At 69.5% G+C, this 18,577-nt stretch carries 17 protein-coding genes and 3 tRNA genes; 13 read left to right on the top strand and 7 right to left on the bottom strand.

All coding sequences use genetic code 11. The features are described from left to right. Window positions 1-155: 155 nt before the first annotated feature. The 7 genes from clpS to BCL67_RS01215 are packed head-to-tail and all read left to right on the top strand — an operon-like array spanning window position 156 to window position 5,443. Window positions 156-467 (top strand): ATP-dependent Clp protease adapter ClpS, encoded by a 312-nt coding sequence (gene clpS / locus BCL67_RS01245; protein WP_106121650.1) that lies wholly within the window; start codon window positions 156-158, stop codon window positions 465-467. Window positions 468-470: 3 nt separating this feature from the next. Then, window positions 471-1,232 carry a DUF2017 domain-containing protein gene (locus BCL67_RS01240; protein WP_106121649.1) on the top strand — a complete coding sequence of 254 codons (762 nt, stop codon included), beginning with the start codon at window positions 471-473 and terminating at the stop codon, window positions 1,230-1,232. Next, on the top strand, window positions 1,229-2,131 hold the full coding sequence (gene murI, locus BCL67_RS01235) for a glutamate racemase (RefSeq protein ID WP_106121648.1): 903 nt from the start codon (window positions 1,229-1,231) through the stop codon (window positions 2,129-2,131). The genes BCL67_RS01240 and murI overlap by 4 nt, the downstream gene beginning before the upstream one ends. An 18-nt stretch (window positions 2,132-2,149) precedes the next feature. Further along, complete coding sequence (locus BCL67_RS01230) at window positions 2,150-2,983, top strand: MBL fold metallo-hydrolase (RefSeq protein WP_106121647.1); 834 nt, start codon at window positions 2,150-2,152, stop codon at window positions 2,981-2,983. Continuing rightward, on the top strand, window positions 2,980-3,720 hold the full coding sequence (rph, locus tag BCL67_RS01225) for a ribonuclease PH (protein ID WP_106121646.1): 741 nt from the start codon (window positions 2,980-2,982) through the stop codon (window positions 3,718-3,720). The genes BCL67_RS01230 and rph overlap by 4 nt, the downstream gene beginning before the upstream one ends. Further along, on the top strand, window positions 3,717-4,355 hold the full coding sequence (gene rdgB / locus BCL67_RS01220) for an RdgB/HAM1 family non-canonical purine NTP pyrophosphatase (RefSeq protein WP_106121645.1): 639 nt from the start codon (window positions 3,717-3,719) through the stop codon (window positions 4,353-4,355). Before rph ends, rdgB begins: the two co-directional genes overlap by 4 nt. After that, entirely contained in the window at window positions 4,352-5,443 is a 1,092-nt protein-coding gene (locus BCL67_RS01215; protein ID WP_106121644.1) for an exonuclease domain-containing protein, read from the top strand. The genes rdgB and BCL67_RS01215 overlap by 4 nt, the downstream gene beginning before the upstream one ends. Here the strand turns inward: BCL67_RS01215 and BCL67_RS01210 are convergent. Continuing rightward, window positions 5,427-6,284 (bottom strand): ADP-ribosylglycohydrolase family protein, encoded by an 858-nt coding sequence (locus tag BCL67_RS01210; protein ID WP_106121643.1) that lies wholly within the window; start codon window positions 6,282-6,284, stop codon window positions 5,427-5,429. The genes BCL67_RS01215 and BCL67_RS01210 overlap by 17 nt on opposite strands. 67 nt (window positions 6,285-6,351) lie before the next feature. On the opposite strand from BCL67_RS01210, the gene BCL67_RS01205 reads away from it, so the two are divergent. Genes BCL67_RS01205 through BCL67_RS01195 form a run of 3 tightly spaced genes read left to right on the top strand, consistent with a single transcriptional unit; the run spans window position 6,352 to window position 12,082 of the window. Beyond that, window positions 6,352-7,539, top strand: coding sequence for an exonuclease SbcCD subunit D (locus tag BCL67_RS01205; protein WP_106121642.1), 1,188 nt, complete (start codon window positions 6,352-6,354; stop codon window positions 7,537-7,539). Then, on the top strand, window positions 7,536-10,781 hold the full coding sequence (locus BCL67_RS01200; RefSeq protein WP_146131051.1) for an AAA family ATPase: 3,246 nt from the start codon (window positions 7,536-7,538) through the stop codon (window positions 10,779-10,781). Before BCL67_RS01205 ends, BCL67_RS01200 begins: the two co-directional genes overlap by 4 nt. After that, entirely contained in the window at window positions 10,778-12,082 is a 1,305-nt protein-coding gene (locus BCL67_RS01195) for a hypothetical protein (RefSeq protein ID WP_146131050.1), read from the top strand. Before BCL67_RS01200 ends, BCL67_RS01195 begins: the two co-directional genes overlap by 4 nt. Before the next feature lie 8 nt (window positions 12,083-12,090). On the opposite strand, the gene BCL67_RS01190 is transcribed toward BCL67_RS01195, so the two are convergent. The 3 genes from BCL67_RS01190 to BCL67_RS01180 all read right to left on the bottom strand — a co-directional run bounded on the left by BCL67_RS01190 (window position 12,091) and on the right by BCL67_RS01180 (window position 16,159). Then, entirely contained in the window at window positions 12,091-12,879 is a 789-nt protein-coding gene (locus tag BCL67_RS01190; protein ID WP_106121639.1) for an alpha/beta fold hydrolase, read from the bottom strand. 3 nt (window positions 12,880-12,882) lie between these two features. Further along, complete coding sequence (locus BCL67_RS01185; protein WP_106121638.1) at window positions 12,883-14,394, bottom strand: malate:quinone oxidoreductase; 1,512 nt, start codon at window positions 14,392-14,394, stop codon at window positions 12,883-12,885. A gap of 118 nt (window positions 14,395-14,512) precedes the next feature. Next, window positions 14,513-16,159 carry an ABC transporter substrate-binding protein gene (locus tag BCL67_RS01180; protein ID WP_146131049.1) on the bottom strand — a complete coding sequence of 549 codons (1,647 nt, stop codon included), beginning with the start codon at window positions 16,157-16,159 and terminating at the stop codon, window positions 14,513-14,515. A 170-nt stretch (window positions 16,160-16,329) separates the two neighbouring features. Here BCL67_RS01180 and BCL67_RS01175 point away from each other — a divergent pair, with 170 nt between their 5' ends. After that, a complete protein-coding gene (locus BCL67_RS01175; RefSeq protein WP_106121636.1) occupies window positions 16,330-16,581 on the top strand; it encodes a DUF4287 domain-containing protein in 252 nt (83 codons plus the stop codon). A 72-nt stretch (window positions 16,582-16,653) separates the two neighbouring features. Here the strand turns inward: BCL67_RS01175 and BCL67_RS01170 are convergent. Next, window positions 16,654-16,737: transfer RNA gene (locus BCL67_RS01170), tRNA-Leu, on the bottom strand. A gap of 182 nt (window positions 16,738-16,919) precedes the next feature. Next, window positions 16,920-17,387, bottom strand: coding sequence for a thioredoxin-dependent thiol peroxidase (bcp, locus tag BCL67_RS01165; protein WP_106121635.1), 468 nt, complete (start codon window positions 17,385-17,387; stop codon window positions 16,920-16,922). Between the two features lie 89 nt (window positions 17,388-17,476). On the opposite strand from bcp, the gene BCL67_RS01160 reads away from it, so the two are divergent. Next, window positions 17,477-17,995: a hypothetical protein gene (locus BCL67_RS01160; protein ID WP_106121634.1), complete on the top strand. Its 519-nt coding sequence runs from the start codon at window positions 17,477-17,479 to the stop codon at window positions 17,993-17,995. Between the two features lie 132 nt (window positions 17,996-18,127). On the opposite strand, the gene BCL67_RS01155 is transcribed toward BCL67_RS01160, so the two are convergent. Beyond that, window positions 18,128-18,200 (bottom strand) — tRNA-Lys (locus tag BCL67_RS01155). Between the two features lie 294 nt (window positions 18,201-18,494). On the opposite strand from BCL67_RS01155, the gene BCL67_RS01150 reads away from it, so the two are divergent. Then, window positions 18,495-18,568: transfer RNA gene (locus BCL67_RS01150), tRNA-Pro, on the top strand. The last annotated feature ends 9 nt before the right edge of the window (window positions 18,569-18,577 follow it).

The following is an 18,577-nucleotide window of genomic DNA, read 5'->3' as shown; positions in this document are numbered from 1 at the left end:
CTCATATTGATCGGTCAGCAGCGCGGTGGAGGGCGACGGCGCATGCGCGGCCGATTCGGCGGAGGAGGCGGCAGCGGCGGGGGAGGTGGCGCGCGCAGCGTGGGCCTGGGCAGAGGCAGATTGAGGAGTCACAGCCCCAGCGTAGAATACCGAGCATGAGTTCAGCCGAAGGATCCACGCTCAGCCGTGAGGGGACTGACCTCGATTCCGAGTTCTCCCAGCTCCTCTCCGCGGCCCGCCCCTATCAGGTGGTCGTCTGGAATGACCCGGTCAATCTGATGACCTACGTGAGCTGGGTCTTCCGCAGCTACTTCGGTCATTCCAAGGCCCGGGCCGAGCAGCTGATGATGCAGGTCCATGAGCAGGGCCGCGCCGTGGTCGCCCACGGCCCGCGGGAGAAGGCCGAGCAGGACGTGACGGCCATGCACCAGTACGGCCTGCAGGCGACCCTGGAAGAGGCCGAGTAACCCGTGGCGACAGCTTTCCGCGCCACCACCAGGGGATACCGCGCCGATCTGGAGCAGCATGAGCGTCGGCTGCTCAGCTCGCTCTGCGCCGACGTGATCGAGCTCCTCGAGAGCCGTGAAGACGACGCAGCGTCGAACGACGCCGGGTCGAGGAACGCGGCCGAGGATCCGGCGTTCGCGCACTTCCGCGCGGAGCTCGCCGGACTCGGCGGAGAGGAGCCCCTGGAGCCGCCCGAAGATGACGTGCTGCGTCGGCTGCTGCCCGACGCCTCCACCGACCCGGAGGAGGCCGGCCATTTCCGTCGGCTCAGTGAGAACTCGCTGCGCGGCGCGAAGATCGCGGACCTGCGCACCGCGCGGATGCTGCTCGAGAGCACCCCGGTCACCATGGATGAGGAGCTCGCCCCGGTCTTCGGCAGGGCGCTGAATGATCTGCGGCTGACCCTGGCGAGCCGGCTCCAGCTGAACACCGCCGAGGACGCCGAACGGGTGCACAAGCTCGCCGTCGGCGCGAGCGCGAAGGACACCGACTCCTTCATGGCGGAGATCTACACCTTCATGACCTGGCTCCAAGAGACCCTGTTCAGCGCGATGACCGAGTTCCTCCCGGAGCACGGCACCGCCGCCGAGGGCGCTGATTCGAACGGCCCTGATTCGCACGGCACGGATGCCGACACGGCGTCTGGCGATGCAGGGCCTGGTGATTCAGGTCCCCGCGATGCAGGTCCCGAGTCGAGTGGCGGTGCCGGGACATCGTCTCGATGAACGCCGCCGCTCCGGTCGGGATCTTCGACTCCGGGGTCGGCGGGCTCACCGTGGCCCGCGCCGTCCTGGACCAGCTGCCCGGAGAGCTGATCACCTATCTCGGTGACACGGCCCACGGACCCTATGGGCCGCTGCCCATCGCCCGGGTCCGCGCCCACGCCCTGGGGGTGATGGACGAACTCGTCGACTCCGGCGTCAAGGCCCTGGTCATCGCGTGCAACTCCGCCTCCGCCGCCGTGCTGCGCGACGCCCGCGAACGCTATACCGATCGCCACGGCATCCCGGTGATCGAAGTCATCCAGCCCGCGGTGCGCCGCGCCGTCTCGGCCACCCGCAACGGTCGCATCGGGGTCATCGGCACCTCGGCGACCGTGAGCTCGGGCGCCTACGAGGACACCTTCGCCGCCGCGCCCGCCCTGCAGATCACCACCGCCGCCTGTCCCCGGTTCGTCGAGTTCGTCGAACGCGGAGTCACCACCGGTGCGGAGCTGCTCGGCGCCGCCGAGGAGTATCTGGCGCCGCTGAAGGCAGCCGGCGTGGACACCCTCGTGCTCGGCTGCACGCACTACCCACTGCTCACCGGCGTGATCTCCTTCGTGATGGGTGAGGAGGTCACGCTCGTGTCCTCTGCCGAGGAGACCGCCAAGGATCTCTACCGCGCGCTGACCCGCCAGGACCTCCAGCGCCCGCACGCCGTCGACCTTCCCGGGACCCTGGAACCGGCGGGTCATACCTTCCTCTCCACCGGTGACGCCGAGGCGTTCGCGCAGCTCGCCCGGCGCTTCCTCGGCCCCGAGGTGGTCGCGGTGCGTCAGGTGGATCATGTGCGGGAGACCTATCCCACCGGCGTGATCCGACGCATCTCTCCCGCTATGCTGGCCGGAGCGCAGGATGACTGAAGGGGAGCAACGCACCATATGAAACTCACCATCATCGGGTGCAGCGGGTCCTTCCCCGGCCCGGAGTCCCCGGCGTCGTGCTACCTGCTGACCGCCCGATACCAGGGCCGGACCTGGCGCGTCGTCGTGGATCTGGGCAATGGCGCCCTGGGCAAGCTGCAACAGCATCTCGCGCTGGAGGACATCGACGCCGTGTGCCTCTCCCACCTGCACCCGGACCACTACATGGACCTCTGCGGACTCCACGTGGCCATCCGCTGGCGGCCCGGCGGCTGGCCCGGCCAGCACGTGCCCGTCTACGGACCCTCCACCGCCGACCAACGGATCGCCAGCGCCTACGGGATGGACCCCAACCCCGGGATGCACCCGGACTTCGACTTCAAGACCTGGCAGCCTCGGCAGTCCGAGACCATCGGACCGTTCACGATCACCCCGGTGCCGGTGCGCCACCCGATCGAGGAGGCCTACGCGCTGCGCATCGACATCGCCGCCGAGGCCTCGGCCGACGGCAAGCCGCACACGCTGACCTATTCCGGGGACACCGACGCCTGCGACGGGCTCATCGAAGCCGCCCAGGACGCCGACGTCTTCCTCTGCGAGGCCGCGTTCGAGGACGGTCGCGACGACCACATCGAGGGCGTGCACCTCAACGGCCACCGCGCCGGGGTCATGGCGCGATCCGCGGGGGTGGGACGGCTGCTGCTGACCCACATCCCGGTCTGGACCTCCCAGCGGGTCCTGCTCGCCAAGGCGCGAGAACAGTACGCAGGCGACCTCGCGGTCGCCGTCGCCGGTGTCACCTATGAGATCGGCGCCAGCACGACCAACCACCACGGAGAGAGTGAGCAGTGACCACCACCACCCTGCGGACCGACGGACGCGCAGCCGATGAGCTGCGCCCGGTCACCATCACTCGGAACTGGAACGCCCACGCCGAAGGATCGGCGCTGATCGAGTTCGGCGGCACCCGGGTGCTGTGCACGGCCTCCTTCGAATCCAACGTGCCGCGCTGGCTCAAGGGCCGGGGCGAAGGCTGGGTCACCGCCGAGTACGCGATGCTGCCCCGCGCCACGAACACCCGCTCCGGACGCGAATCCGTGAAGGGGAAGATCGGCGGGCGCACCCACGAGATCTCCCGGCTCATCGGCCGCTCGCTGCGGGCGGTCGTGGACACCAAGGCCCTGGGCGAGAACATGATCACCCTGGACTGCGACGTGCTCCAGGCCGACGGCGGCACCCGCACCGCCGCGATCACCGGCGCCTTCGTGGCGCTGGCCGACGCGGTGGAATGGGCGCGCCGGCAGGGCCATGTGGCCAAGCGCGCCGAAGTGCTCAAGGACTCCGTCGCGGCGATCTCGGTCGGGGTGCTCCCGAACGGCGAAGCTGTGCTGGATCTGCCCTACTCGGAGGACTCGACCGCCGGGACCGATATGAACGTCGTGGTCACCGGCGCCGGGGACTTCGTGGAGATCCAGGGCACCGCCGAGGGATCCCCGTTCAACCGCGCGGAGCTGGACCGCCTGCTCGATCTCGCGCTGGGCGGGACCAACACGCTGGCTCAGCTGCAGCGGGAGGCGCTGGCCCAGTGACCCCGAAGATCGTTCTGGCCACCCGCAATCCGGGCAAGCTCCGCGAATTCCGGGCCCTGCTCGGCTCCAGCCCGGAGCTGCGCGACCTCGATCTCGAGACCGCGGTGATCGACGCGGCGACGGCGGGGTGCGCCGAGGTCCCGGAGACGGGCCTCACCTTCGAGGAGAACTCGCTGATCAAGGCACGCGCGGTGGCCGCTGAGACCGGACTGCCCGCCGTGGCCGATGACTCCGGGCTCGCCGTGGACGTCCTGGGCGGGGCGCCGGGCATCTTCTCCGCCCGCTGGGCCGGCGCTCGAGCCTCCGACGAGGCGAATCTGTCGCTGCTGCTGGAACAGCTCGCCGACATCGCCCCGGCGCACCGGGGTGCGGCCTTCGTCTGCGTGGCCTCCCTGGTGATCCCCGACGCCGATGGCCGATCGATCCACGAGGCCACCACCACCGGACGCCTCCAGGGCACGCTGCTGCGCGAGCCGCAGGGGCTCGGCGGCTTCGGCTACGACCCGATCCTGCAGCCGGTGGGGGAGACCCGCAGCACCGCGGAGCTCTCGATGCAGGAGAAGAACGCGATCTCCCACCGCGGCCAGGCGTTCGCGGCCCTGCGTGGGCACGTCGTGGAGGCGCTGGCGACGTGAAGGGCCTGAACTTCACGGTCGTGGACTTCGAGACCGCCAACGGGTTCCGCGGCTCACCCTGCGCCATCGGGCTGGTCAAGGTCCGCGACGGCGAAGAGGTCGACACCTACTACTCGGCGATGCGGCCCCCGGAGGGCTTCGACCGGTTCGATCCGCACAACGTCGCCATCCATGGGATCACCGCTGAGGCGGTGGCGCAGGCGCCGCGCTTCGGGGAGCTCTTCGCGGAGATCCACCGCTTCATCGGCGACGACGTGCTCGTGGCGCACAACGCCGGCTTCGACATCGAGGTCTTCGAATCCGCGCTGGAGGTCAGCGGGCTCGACTCCCCGGGGCTGAGCTGCCTGTGCTCGGTGCGGCTCTCGCGAGCGAACTATCAGCTTCCCTCGCATGCGCTGCCCAAGGCTGCCGCTGAGGCCGGCTACAACCTCACCCAGCACCACTACGCCCTCGATGATGCTCGCGCCTCGGCCGCCGTGGTCTGCGACATCGCCGCCCGACGCGCCGTGGGACCCACCCAGCGGCTGTTCCAGGAGAGCGGGATCGCGCCGCGCACCATGGAGTCCTGGCAGGCTCCGCGGACCAGGGAGTCGCGGGCGACCCGCCAGGTGCGCACCATGGCCCACCTCTTCGACGCCCGACTTCCCGCGCCGGAGCCGCGGCACATGCCGGATCTCATGCGCTGGCAGGACGAGGGCAAGAACCTTCCGCCGTCGTCCGTGGCCGACCCGTCGCATCCGCTCTTCGCCCAGCAGCTGGCCTTCACCGGGAATCTCTCGATCCCGCGCGCCGAGGCCAAGGAGCTGGTCGCCGCCCTGGGCGCCGGCACGGCCTCCCGGGTCACGGCAGGCACGACGCTGCTGGTGGTGGGGGACGGATTCGAACCCTGGGAGCTCAGCGAGCCGGAGCAGTCCTTCCCGCTGCGCAGCAGCAAGGCGCGCGACGCGCTGCGCCGGCAGCGCGAGGGCCAGCCACTGCGACTCATCGCCGAGGAGGAGTTCCGCGCCCTGCTCGGCTCCCGCTGGCCGGTCAGCGGCCCGGCCGCGGCCGGATCCGGGGAGGCGCCGCCGCTCAGCGCGCGCGGGTGACCTCTTCCCAGTCCTGGGCCAGCGCGCCGATCACGCCATAGACGCGTCGGCTCTCCCGCCCGGAGTCGGCGGCGGGGCCGCTCGAGGGCGCGGGCTGGGGAGCGGGCGAGGCTCCTGCCGCGGCGCGCAGCTGTCGGTCCAGGATCGCGGCGACGTCGTCGTCGAGCCCGGTGGTGATCCGCTCCTGCTGCGCGAGCGCCGCCTCGGGCAGCGCATCTGCGGGTGCGCCGCTGGCGAGCAGGTGCACGAGGTCAGCGAGGTCCTCGGCCTTCTGGCTCAGGTCCGCGTGCCCGTGCGTGAGCGCCATGGTCTGGCGGGCCCAGGCTCGCCGCATCGAGGCGTCGATATAAGGGGCCAGGCCGACCGGCACCGCGCGGAGCAGCGCCGCGGCATCGGTGGACTCTGGCTGCGCGGGGGCGCTGGGATATGACATCTGCCCCTGGCTGAGTCCACGCAGGCTCGTCGCGCCGGTTCCGACCTGCACCGCGAGCCCGCCGTCGCGGCTCAGCCGCTGAAGCTGCTCATCGAGTCGGCGAGCGGGCGGCTGCGGCGCATTCTCCGGGTAGGACCCGGTGATGAGCCGGTACCAGCGCAGCGAGCCGAGCCACATGCAGGCCAGCGGGTCGGCGCCGAGGCCCTGGCGGCTCCAGTCCAGGAGCTCCATCAGGCCATCCGCGGTGCACAGCTGGTGCAGCACCTCGGCGTGCACCACCACCGGTTCCACGGCTGCCGGCGGAGCCGCGGGATCCGCGGGGGCGGCCGGGCCGTCCGGGGTCGAGGGTTCCACGGCGGCGGCCAGCACCGGGCCGAAGCGACTGATCAGTATCTCGGCGGTTTCCACACCTTCAGAATAGTCGCCTGCGGGGTGGTGCTCGGGCCATGTCCGTGCCACCCGATAGCGTGGTGGCATGCGCTGGCTACACACTTCGGACTGGCACCTCGGTCGCGGCTTCCATGGACATTCCCTGCGCACCGAGCAGGAGCAGATGCTGGAGACGGTCTGCGCCGCCGTGATCGAGCACCAGGTGGACGTGGTGCTGATCGCCGGAGACGTCTATGACCGCGCGCTTCCCCCCGAATGGGCCGTCGCGGCCCTGGAGGAGACGCTGCAGCGCATGACCGATGCCGGAGCCCAGGTGATCATCACGCCGGGCAACCACGATTCCGCCCAGCGGCTGGGCTTCGGGCGTGGCCTGATGCGCGGCTCCGGGGTGCACATCCGCAGCGCGCTGAGCGACGCGTGGACCCCGGTGGAGGTCTCGGAGCCTGACGGCTCCACCACCCTGGTCTACGGCATCCCCTACCTGGAGCCCCAGCTGTTCGCGCCCACGCTCGGGCTCGACCGCGGCCACCATACCGGGGTCACCGCAGAAGTGATCGCCCGGATCTGGGAGGACGTGGCGCAGCGCCGCCAGGGCGTTCCGGAGCCCACGGTGGTGCTGATGGCGCATCTGTTCGCCGCTGCGGGGGCCGCCTCGGACTCCGAGCGCAACATCGGCGTCGACGTCGGTGCCGGAGACCAGCCGGAGCACCACGAGGACAGCATCGGCGGCCTCGCCGTGGTGCCCCTGGACCTCTTCGAGGGCTTCGACTACGTGGCGCTGGGTCACCTGCATGGACGGCAGCGGCTCTCCGAGACCGTCCGCTACAGCGGATCCCCGCTGCGGCTGTCCTTCTCCGAGACCCGCCAGGCCAAGGGGGCATGGCTCTGGGACTCGCGCTCGGAGGAGCCGGCTCAGGCGCTGGACTGGAGCATCGGGCGGACGCTGGCGCAGCTGGAATCGACCCTCGAGGAGCTGCTCAGCCCGGCGACGGTTCAGCGGCATCGGGAGTCCTACGTCCAGGTCAAGCTCACCGACCCGATCCGGCCCGCCCGTGCATTCCAGCGGCTCCAGGAGGTCTACCCCTATATGGCCTCGTTCTCCCACATCGGGCGCCAGGAGACTCCGCACCGCACCTACTCGGCGAAGGTGGAGCAGGCCCGGACCGACACCGAGGTCATCGAGGCGTTCCTGGAACACGTGCGCGGCGGTCGCGGACCCAGCGCCGAAGAGACCCACCTGATCACGCAGAGCCTGCAGGCGGTGCGGCCATGAAGCTCCACCAGCTCACCCTGCACGCCTTCGGCCCCTTCGCCGGCACCGAACTGATCGACTTCGACCGACTCGGCGCCGACGGGCTGTTCCTGCTGCGCGGGCGCACCGGCGCCGGCAAGACCTCGATCCTGGACGCGGTCAGCTTCGCGCTCTACGGCGATGTGCCGGGCCAGCGAGACAAGACCCAGCTCAAGAGCACCCACGCTCCCGCCGAGAGCGAGCCCTACGTGCAGCTCGAGTTCACCCAGGGCGGGCGCCGCTGCCGGGTCTGGCGCTCACCACATCACGGACGGCCGCAGAAGCGCGATGCCAGCCGGCAGCGCGAGGTCGGCCAGCGCGTCGTCGTGGAGTTCCTCCAGGACGGCACCTGGGAGCCCTACACCTCCGGCATCCAGGCCGCCAACGACGAGATGCAGCGCATGCTCGGGCTCGACCTGCACCAGTTCACCAAGGTCATCCTGCTCCCGCAGGGAGCCTTCGCGCACTTCCTGCACGCCAGCAGCAAGGACAAGCAGGACCTCCTCGAGCGGCTCTTCGACACCGACCGGTTCACCCTGCTGGAGAAGCACCTGCGCGAACTCGCCCGAGAAGCCGAACAGCAGCTCAAGGACAGCGACACCCGCATCCAGACCCACCGCGAGAACCTCACCCAGGCTGCGCTGGTCATGTTCCCGGCAGCTTCCGAGGCTGGACCCGACGAGGCGCAGGACACCGAGGCGCCGAGTACCGAGGCGCTGAGTCCGCAGGCGCCGAGCACGGAGGCGCCGACGGATCCCGACGCTCCGACGACGCTGAGCGAGGCGGAGCTGGCCGGGCTCACCGAGGCCGAGCTGACCCAACGGGTCACGCTGGCCATCGACGCCCAGCGCGCCCGGCTGCGCGCGGGATCAGCGGCGGCGGAGTCCGCCGCGCAGGACGCGGCCTCCGCCCAGGACGAACTCCGCCAGCGCGAGGACGCGCTGCGCAGGTTCGCGGAGCACACCGAACGGCTCGCAGCCCACAAGGAGCAGGAGCCGCAGGTCAGTGCCCTGCGAGCCCAGCTGCATCGGCATGAGGCCGCCCAGGGCATCCAGACCTGGTTCACCACCGCCGCCGACGCCGCCAAGGAGCACGACGCCGCCGTCGCTGCCGCCGTGGCCGCCACGAAGCAGGCCGAATCAACCCTGGACGGCTTCGCGGCACGCCAGCCCGAGGAGATCACCGCCCGCGGCCTGCTCGCCGAGCCGTCAGGCGGCCGGCAGCCAGAAGCTCAGCAGCCAGACGCCCAGCTCTCAGACGCCCAGCGCCCGCCCGAACCGGAGCCCGCCGCGCTGACTGCCGCCATCGAGGAGCTGATCGCGCTGCGCGCCAGGCTCTCCGGGTCAGATGCCGGTCAGCTCGAGACCCGGCTGACCGAGCTTCTCCAGCAGACGTCTCGCACCGAGCAGCAGCTCGCCCAGACGGAGGCCGAGACGGTGCGCCTGTCCGGCCAGCACGAGGCCCTCGATGCCACGCATCGCGACCTCCAGGCGCAGCTGGAGGATCCCGAGCAGCTTGAGGCCGCCCGGGACGCCGCCCGCACCACCGCCGAGACGCTCACCGGACGGGTGCAGACCCAGCGCACCCGCGATGAGCTCGCCGTCCGGTGTGGGAACTGGCGCGTCCGGCAGGCCGAGCGCGAGCAGGCCCACGCGGAGCTGAAGGAGCAGCACCAGCGGCGCCTGCAGAGCTACCTGCGCAATATCGCGCTGCAGCTGGCGGGAGAGCTCGAAGACGGCATGCCCTGCCTGGTGTGCGGATCCACCGAGCATCCACATCCAGCAGTGGATGATGACCCCTCCATCACCCAGGAGGAGGTCGAGCAGACCCAGCTGCAGCTGCAGGACGCCCGGGATGAGCTGAGCGAGGCCCAGATCCAGCTGCGCAGCGTCACCGACCAGCACGACGCGCTGCTCGCCGAGCTGGGCGAGCACGCCGAGGTCGAGATCATGCGCACCGAGGCCGACCTGGCCCAGGCGCGAGAGGCTCTCCGGCTCGCCGAACAGCACAGGTCCCTCCAGCGCGAGCTGCGCGAGCAGCTCGACGCCAACGCCGCCGAGCGGCAGCGCACCCAGACGCGACTGGTCGAGGCGCAGCATGGTGCCGAACGGGACCAGGCCGCACTGCTGCAGCAGCGCACCCAGGCCGGTGAGCTCGAAGCGGCGCTGAGCGGGCTGCGCGGAAGCTACGATTCGGTGGCCCGACGCCGAGAGGACCTCGAGCGTGTGCTGGACGAGCTGCGAGTCGCCCAGGCCCGGATCGAAGCGGCAGCTGTTCAACGAGCCCATCGGGACCGTGCACACGCATCTGCCGCGACCCGGCTCGAGGACTCGGAGTTCGCCGACCAGTCGGATCTGGAGGCCTCGCTGCTGACCGGGGAGACTCTGCAGAGCAGCCGCAGCGCCGTCGAGACCTGGGACGAGCTGAAGCGAGCGCTCGACTACGAGTCCGAGCAGGAGCTGATCCAGGCCGGCCAGCGCCGCCACCGTGAGGGTCAGGCCCGACCGGGGGCCGAGGAGCTGGATCGGGCTGCAGAGCTCACCGTGGCCGCCTCGCAGGCCGCCCGGGACGCGACGGCCAGGCTGCTTCGCTTCGACGCCCAGGGCGAAGCGATCGAAGGTCACAGCGCCAAGCTCGTGGCGGCGCTGCGCCATCGAGACTCGGCACTCGGCGAGCAGCGCCGCAGGAGCGAGCTGGCGGCCACGCTCAACGGCGCCGGGCCCGAGAACGCGCTGAAGATGACGCTGACCACCTTCGTCCTGGCCGCCCGGCTCGAGCGCGTCGCCGAAGCGGCCACCCGGCACCTGGCCACCATGTCTGAGGGCCGGTACCGGCTCCACCACAGCGACGAGGCCGGCGGACGCGGACTGCGCGGGCTGGAGCTGAAGGTCCACGATGACCACAGCGACGTCGAGCGGCCCACCTCCTCGCTCTCCGGCGGCGAGACCTTCATGGCCTCGCTCTCGATGGCGCTGGGGCTCGCCGAGGTGGTCCAGTCCGAGTCCGGCGGGATCGGCATGGAGTCCCTGTTCATCGATGAGGGGTTCGGCTCACTGGATGAGGACACGCTGGAACATGTGATGAGCGCGCTGCACCGGCTCCAGGGCGAGGGCCGCCGGGTGGGACTCGTCAGCCACGTCACCGAGATGCACCGCGCGATCCCGACCCAGCTGCGCATCCACCGGCATCGGGCCGGATCCACCACCGAGATGGTCATCCCATGAGCGGCCCGACCACTCTGGCCCGTGCGGTGTCACTGGCCGCTCGGATGCCGGGACCGTTGCTGCCGATGGGGGTCATGGCAGCGGCCGCCGCCAGCACCGGGTCGATGTTCACCACCGCAACGCTCACCGCGGCCGCCCTGGTGGGGATCTCGATCTCTGCCCCGGCAGCCAGCGCGAGCGCCGAGCGGTTCGGCGCCCGCAACGTCCTGCTGGTCAGCGCCATCGCCCATGTGCTGATGCTGGTGCTGATGGTGAGCAGCGTCGATCGGCTCACCCGCGGCGACACGCTGACCGCCGATGCCACGATCTATACGCTGCTGCTGCTCTTCACCCTGATCGCCGGTCTGAGCGTCCCTGCGGTGGCCACGTTCAGCCGCGCCGACACCTGGACCCGGAAGCAGGGCGTCTCGGTGTGGCACGGACTGCGGGTGGAGGGTCGGCTCGACGATGCCGCCCTCATCGCCGCGCCCCTGCTGCTGGCCGGACTGAGCTTCAGCTTCGGACCCACCGTGGGCCTGCTCAGCTCCGCGGTGCTCACCGCGGTGGCGGTGCCGCTCTACGCGGTGGAGCGCACGGATCCGCTCGAGGTTCCCACCGAGACCGCGCGGCTGCCCCTGGGCGGCGCCGAGCACGCCCAGCAGCAGCTGCTGGAACATCGACGGCTCGCACCCGCACAGGCCCCAGCCTGGGCCCGCGGGATCAGCGCGGCGATCGCCTTGGCCGGCGCGCTGGGCCTGGTGCTGGGCGGTCTCTGGATCTCGGTGCTGGGTGCTGCGCAGGCGCTGGCCCGACCCAGCCTGTTCGCCCTGACGCTCGGTCTGCTGGCCGCCGCGGCGGTGCTCGGTGCCCGTTGGAAGCCATCCCGCTTCACCGAGCCGCTGGTCCTGCGGCGCAGGCGGCTTCACGTCGTCGCGCTGCTCGGGCTGAGCCTGCTGCTGGTGCTGCTGGCCGTGGTGATTCCCGTGGGCCTGGTGTCGCTGCTGGTGATCAGCGGGATCGCGGTGCTGCAGTCGGCCGTGCTGGGGCGACTGGTCCTGGGACTCTATGCGGGTCTGGCCCTCGGTGTGCCGACGCGCCGGCTCCCCGTCGCGATGCCCGCCGTCGCCGGGGGAGTGTTGCTGGGCATCGCCCTGGGCCTCACCCTGGCCGGGATCGGCGCGGATGAGATCGGTCTCGGTGCGTCAGCCGCAGTGGCCCTGGCCGGGAGCCTGCTGGCTGGCGTCGTCGTCTTCTCGGGTCAGCTCTGGGGGAGCCCCGAGCGCCGGGTCGACCACCCCGTGCCCGTTCCGGACGGTGACTGAGCCGCAGCTCAGGAGGTCTGCAGGAAGCTCACCACGGCTGACTTATAGTCCCTCGAGGTCACCGCGTTGATGTGATTGCGCTCGGGAATCTGGACGAACGCCGCGACGGCGCCCTTCGCGGTGACCAGCGGCACCAGGGAGGCGGCCTCGGCTGCGATGTCATCCTCGGCGCCGGCGACCACCAGGGTGGGCACCGGCGGGACGGCCGCGGCGGGGTCGTAGGGGTCCACCGAGAGGCTCAGCAGCAGCTCCACGGTGTGGGGCACGTTCGCGTCGGGCAGCGCGCCGGCGAGGGTCACGAGGTTGCGCGTCAGGTCATCGACCGGGCGCACGCCCTCCTGGACCCAGAGCCGGGCCTGCTTGGCCTTGAGCGCACCGAGACGATCATCGGTGGGGGAGCCGCCCATGATCAGGTGCGTCACCATCTCGGGGTGCGCCGCACTGAACTCCCAGGCAAGCCGCGAGCCCAGCGAGTATCCGTGCACGGCGACGCTGTCGTGGCCCTGCTGGCGCAGGTGCTCGCTGAGGTCGGCGAGGATGTCCCGGACCCGGACCCGGACGGGATTGAGATCCTGGGACTCACCGTGACCGGGAAGGTCGACGGCGATGATGCTGCGCCCGGTCTTCGCCAGCGGGTCGAGCCAGCCGGTCTTCACCCAGTTGTAGAGCGTGCTGCTCGCGAAGCCGTGGATGAGCAGCACCGGAGGCCCGGTGGGATCCTGATGCGTCCAGGTGTGCAGGGTCAGACCCGACGGGGTGCGGACAGACTCCGGGGCAGGGAACTCCAAGCGAGCCATGGATCAGGGCTGCAGCTGCAGGGTTGCGACGGTCTCGGCGGTGACCTCGGAGAGCAGTGCAGGGTCGTCGTTGAGTGCCCGACCGAAGGAGGGGACCATCTGTTCCAGCTTCGGACGCCAGCGGTCCATCTGCGCGCCGAAGCAGCGCTCGAGCAGCGAGAACATGATCGACGGCGCCGTGGAGGCGCCGGGGGAGGCGCCGAGCAGTCCGGCGATGGAACCGTCCCGGGCGGAGATCAGCTCGGTGCCGAACTGCAGCACGCCCTTGCCCTTCTCGTTCTTCTTCATCACCTGCACCCGCTGTCCGGCGGTGATCATCTCCCAGGCATCGGATCCGGCGCTGGGGAAGAACGCATGCAGCTCGTCGAACTTCGAGCGCGAAGACTTGGTGACCTCCTTGACCAGGTAGGTCACCAGGTCGGTGTTGTCCTTGCCCACCTGCAGCATCGGCACCAGGTTGTGCGGGCGGACCGAGAGCGGAAGGTCCATGAAGGAGCCGCTCTTGAGGAAGTTGGTGGAGAACCCGGCGTAGGGGCCGAACATCAGCGTGCGCCGTCCTTCGACGAACCGGGTGTCCAGGTGCGGAACCGACATCGGCGGTGCGCCCACCGAAGCCAGGCCGTAGACCTTCGCGTGGTGCTGCTCGGCGACTGCTGGATCGGTGCTGCGCAGGAACTTCCCTGAGACGGGGAAGCCGCCGAAGCCCTTGATCTCGTCGATGCCTGTACCCTGGAGCAGGCCCAGGGCGCCGCCGCCGGCGCCGACGAAGACGAAGCGGGCGCTGGCCACGCTGCGGTCTCCGGTGGACTTGTCCTTGACCTTGATGTCCCAGCGACCGTCCACGCCGCGCTTGATCGACTGGACCTCGTGGCCGTAGCGCAGGTCCACGCCGTTGCTGTCCAGGTGGGTCGCGAGCTGACGGGTGAGCGAGCCGAAGTCGACGTCGGTGCCGCTGTCGAACTTCGAGGCGGCGATCCGCTGGGAGGGATCGCGTCCCTCGATCAACAGCGGGGCCCATTCGGCGATCTCGGCGTGATCCTCGGTGTGCACGATGTCGGAGAAGAGCGGCTGGGCCTTCATCGCCTCGTAGCGGTCTTTCAGGTACTGCGCGTTCTTATCCCCCCAGACGAAGCTGATGTGCGGCAGGCCGTTGATGAAGGTGCGCGGGGAGCCGATCGTGCCGGCCTTGACCCAGTGCGAGTAGAGCTGCTTGGAGACGGTGAACTGCTCGTTGATGCCCTGCGCCTTGGCGGTGGAGACTTTGCCGTCGGCGCCGCGGGGGGTGTAGTTGAGCTCACACAGCGCCGCGTGACCGGTGCCGGCGTTGTTCCAGGGATCGGAGGACTCTTGGCCCGCCTGGTCCAGAGCTTCGAACAGTCCGATGGACCAGTTCGGCTCCAGCTCCTTGAGCATGGCGCCGAGGGTGGTGGACATGATTCCGGCGCCGATGAGCACGACGTCGAACTTCTGCCCTTCACTGGACTGCTGAGCGCTGGTCGACGATGACTTGGCCACAGAATTCTCCTTGAGTGTTCCCCCTGATGAGACCCGGGGGTGGTACGTGATGTCCGAGAATCGACTCTACCCGCGCCCGCGCGGGCCCGGGAAATCCACCATCGGCCAGGGGCGGGGGCTAATCCGCCGGGATGATGTCCTTGAAGAGCTCGTGCAGCACCGGGGACATCGGATAATCCGCGACGCCCCGGCCCAGCGCCACGCCGGAGATCGGATGCACCAGCGGCAGCGCCGGGAGATCCTCGGCGACCAGGTCGGCGATCTCCCGGTATATGTCATTGCGTGACTGCTCACCGTTCTCGCTGCGGGCGCTGCGGATCAGCTCGCGGACCTCGGGGGAGTCGTAGTTGAACTCGGTGGTCTGGTGCGAGAACAGCGGACCGAAGAACGAGTGCGGCGAGCGGTAGCCGCCGTTGCGTCCCAGCAGATGCATCGCCCGCTGATCGTCGTCGAGCAGCGAATCCACATACCCGTCGTCCCAGGACACCGGGCGGGGCACGATGTTGAAGCCGACGGCGGTCAGGTCGCGGGCGATCGAGGCGAACACCGCCTCCGGACGCGGGAAATAGCTGCGAGTGGCGTTCATCGGGTAGTAGAAGCGCAGCGGTTCACCGTCGTAGCCGGTCTCTGCAAGCAGCTCCTGCGCCTCCTCGACGTTGTAGCCGTAGCGGGCGGACTCCTCGGAATGCACGCCCAACGCCGCCGGAGTGAACTGGTAGGCGGGTCGGCTGCCCTCCAGGAAGTAGGACTCCACCAGGGTGGTGAGATTGATCGCCCGGGCGGCCGCCTCACGCACCTCCGGGTCTCCCATCACGGGGTGATCCAGGTTGAACCCGAGGTAGAGGACCGAGAACGGGTCGCGCTGCAGGATCAGCCGACCCGACTGCACCAGGGAGCGCAGATTGTCCGCCGTGATGTAGTCATAGACGTCGATCCCGCCGCGCTGCAGCTCCCGGAGCCGATCGAAGGAGCGCGGCAGGGTGCGCACCACTGCGCGTTCGGCCGGAGGTTCTCCGCCCCAGTAGTCCTCGAACGCCTCGAGCACCACCTCGTCGGCACTGACGCTGACCAGTCGGTAGGCGCCGGTGCCCCGCGGTTCGCGGGCGAGGAGCCCCGGGTCGCTGTCGGAGAGCACCTCCGCGGAGGCGATCCCGAAGGCCGGCATCGCCAGCGCCTGGGGCAGGAAGACCAGCGGCTCGGACAGGGTCAGCTCCACCGTGAACTCCGCTGGAGCCTCGATGGATTGCAGCAGGCAGTCCTCGTCGTCGAAGAATCCTCCGAAGAGCGACTCGAAGGCCAGCGTGGTGCGGGCGGGAGCTCCGCCGCCGAGCAGCTCGTTCATCCGACCCCAGCGCTGGAAGTTCGCGACCACCACCTCGGCGGTCAGCTCGCTGCCGTCGTGGAATTGAACGTCCTCGCGCAGCGTGAAGGTATAGGTCAGTCCGTCCCGGCTGGCCTCCCAATCGGTGGCCAGCAGCGGGGCGGTGGCACCTGTTTCGCCGTCGATCCCGACCAGAGTCTCGAAGACCTGCCGGCAGACCCGCTCGGTCTCGGTGTCCACCGACAGGGCCGGGTCCATCGACGTCACCGCGGAGACCGCCGAGAGGACGACGCCGCGCGGCTCGGCCTCTCCCGGGGACGCAGCGGCGCCGGTCTGGACGGCGGAGCCGGGGGTGAGGGGCGAACTGGGCCAGTGCAGGGCGCCGGCGGTGCTGGCAAGCCCCATGGCACCGAGAAAGCGACGGCGCTGCATGGGTGACCGCATCTCGCGTCCTTTCGATCGGGGCAGGACCGGCAGGAATCCCGCACCCTGCTGGTCGCGGTTCAGACTACCTGAGCCCCTTCCGGGGAACCCGTCTGAGCGCGTCGAGTGACCTATGGACCGGCATCCGGGTCATCTGGTGTTCCGGGACTGTGCAGAGGGATAATCCTGGCATGGACCCGCATCGAGTCATCGCGCCCCAGGTCACCGCGGCCCCCACTGTCAAAGGTCCGGCCTCGTACTTTCCGAGCATCGAAGAGAAGTATGGGCAGCCCATGCAGCATTGGATCGATCTGGTGGTGCAGTCGTTCGATGCCGGAAGCACCCATATGGACATCGTCCGAGGACTGAAGGCGGACCACGGGCTCGGACATGGCCACGCCAATGCGATCGTCGCCTACGTCAAGGCTGAACTCGCCCGGTGACGGGTGGATCAGGTGCGCCCGGTCGTGCGCCTCCGGCGCCCGGGGACTCGGCGGCTGGTTTCAGCCTTCCGATGGTGCGGGCGGGGGGACTTGAACCCCCACGTCTAAGACACTGGAACCTAAATCCAGCGCGTCTACCAATTCCGCCACGCCCGCAGCGTTCGCCGGGAAGCGTCTGGGCTTCCCGCAGCGACGCCTCAGTCTACAGGAGCGTCGGTCCCCAGCCCGGGTTCGGTGAGCCCTCAGCGAGGGGTCGACACCAGATGCCGGCGCTGCCTCACCTGATGACCCGTGCGATGAGTCAGGCTGAAACTCGGGCTGGGGATCTACGGGGTGGTTCAGGCGGCGAGCTTCTCGCGCAGGCGCGCCACGTGGCCGGTGGCCTTCACGTTGTACTGCGCGAGGGAGACCTTGCCGTCCTCGTCGAGCACGATGGTGGAACGGATGAGTCCCTCCACGACGCGGCCGTAGTTCTTCTTCTCGCCCCAGGCGCCGTAGGACTCGGCCACGGCATGGTCCTCATCGGAGAGCAGCGGGAAGCTCAGGGACTGCTCCTCGGTGAAGGAGTCCAGAGCCGACACCGGGTCCGGGGAGATCCCCAGCACCGTGTAGCCGGACGCGGCGAGGGAGTCCAGGGAGTCCCGGAAGTCGCAGGCCTGGGTCGTGCATCCGGGAGTGGAGGCCTTGGGATAGAAGTACAGAATGACCTTCTTGCCCCGCAGCTCGTCCAGGCTCACCGAGTCGCCGCCGGCGGCCGGCAGCGTGAAGGTGGGAGCGACGTCGCCGGTCTCAAGTCGAATGCTCATTGAAGTCCTTTCAACGGTGTGGCTGATGCGCCGGAACAAGCCTATCCGTAGAATAGGTCGACCCAGCCCCCGCGAGAGTCGAGGCACCCATGGTCATCGTCACCGAGCGCAGCGAGCCGGAACAGCACCTGGTGGACGCCCTGCGTGCAAGCTTCGACGCCTCCGTGATGAACTTCGGCTCCTACAACATCCTCTGCACGGTGGACCGGCTGGGCGACCCCGCGAGGAGCGGAGCCGCCCGGGCCTGGGGTGGATCCCTCCTTCTGGTCGGCTACCGCCGCGAGCCGGTCGAGATCGTGCTCTGCCCGGTCGACCTCGATGACGCGCTGGACAGGGTGCACGCGCTGCGCCAGGGTGAGGAACCAGGCCCCGCTGCGGCGGCAATTCCCACCCTGGTGAACCTCACGAACCTCGCCGGAATGGCATCTGAGGACAACTTCGTCGAGCTGACCCTCTCCACCGGGCGCCGGATGAAGCTGGATCTGCACGAGCAGGTGCGCTTCGACGAGTTCCCGGAGGTCGAGCTGCATCAGCGCCGCGACGTGAACGACTTCTATGACTTCATCGACTACTTCATGGACATCGTCGAGCGGATGAACGCCGCCTGAGCAGTCCGCAGGCAGCATCTTGTGATCTGGCAGCCAGAGGCGGACCGGATCCGGACATGAAAAAGGCCGCCGGTCCACGATTGAATCGTGATCCGGCGGCCTGATCCTCAGACAGCGCCTGCCCGTTGATAGTGGGCCCCTCGGGACTTGAACCCGAAACCTGCAGATTAAGAGTCTGATGCTCTACCAATTGAGCTAGAGGCCCTTATTCACAAGCGCTGTACCGATGATCGCTGCTCTGCATCTCAGCAGGGCAACGACATAGAACTCTAGCACCAGGTCGGCGGGTGCGCCAATTGAGAATGGGTGACCGTCGTCTCACTCCCGGTGTCACCGGATCTGCCGCTCCCAACGGCTCCTTGAGCAGCTCACCTGGGCGCAAGGCTCAGGATTCGCCGCCTTGGGGGAGGACACGGTACTGTGGACCGGTCCGCCTGAAGTCCTCACGGAGGTCCGCCGTGCACACGGTCAGACCGCACGATCAGGATGGGCGGTCAATCGGGGTGTAGCTCAGCTTGGTAGAGCGCGCGCTTTGGGAGCGTGAGGCCGCAGGTTCAAATCCTGTCACCCCGACAGCAGACG

Source organism: Nesterenkonia sandarakina (assembly GCF_003003175.1).
Classification (GTDB): domain Bacteria; phylum Actinomycetota; class Actinomycetes; order Actinomycetales; family Micrococcaceae; genus Nesterenkonia; species Nesterenkonia sandarakina_A.
This window is presented reverse-complemented; position numbering and strand designations above follow the sequence as displayed.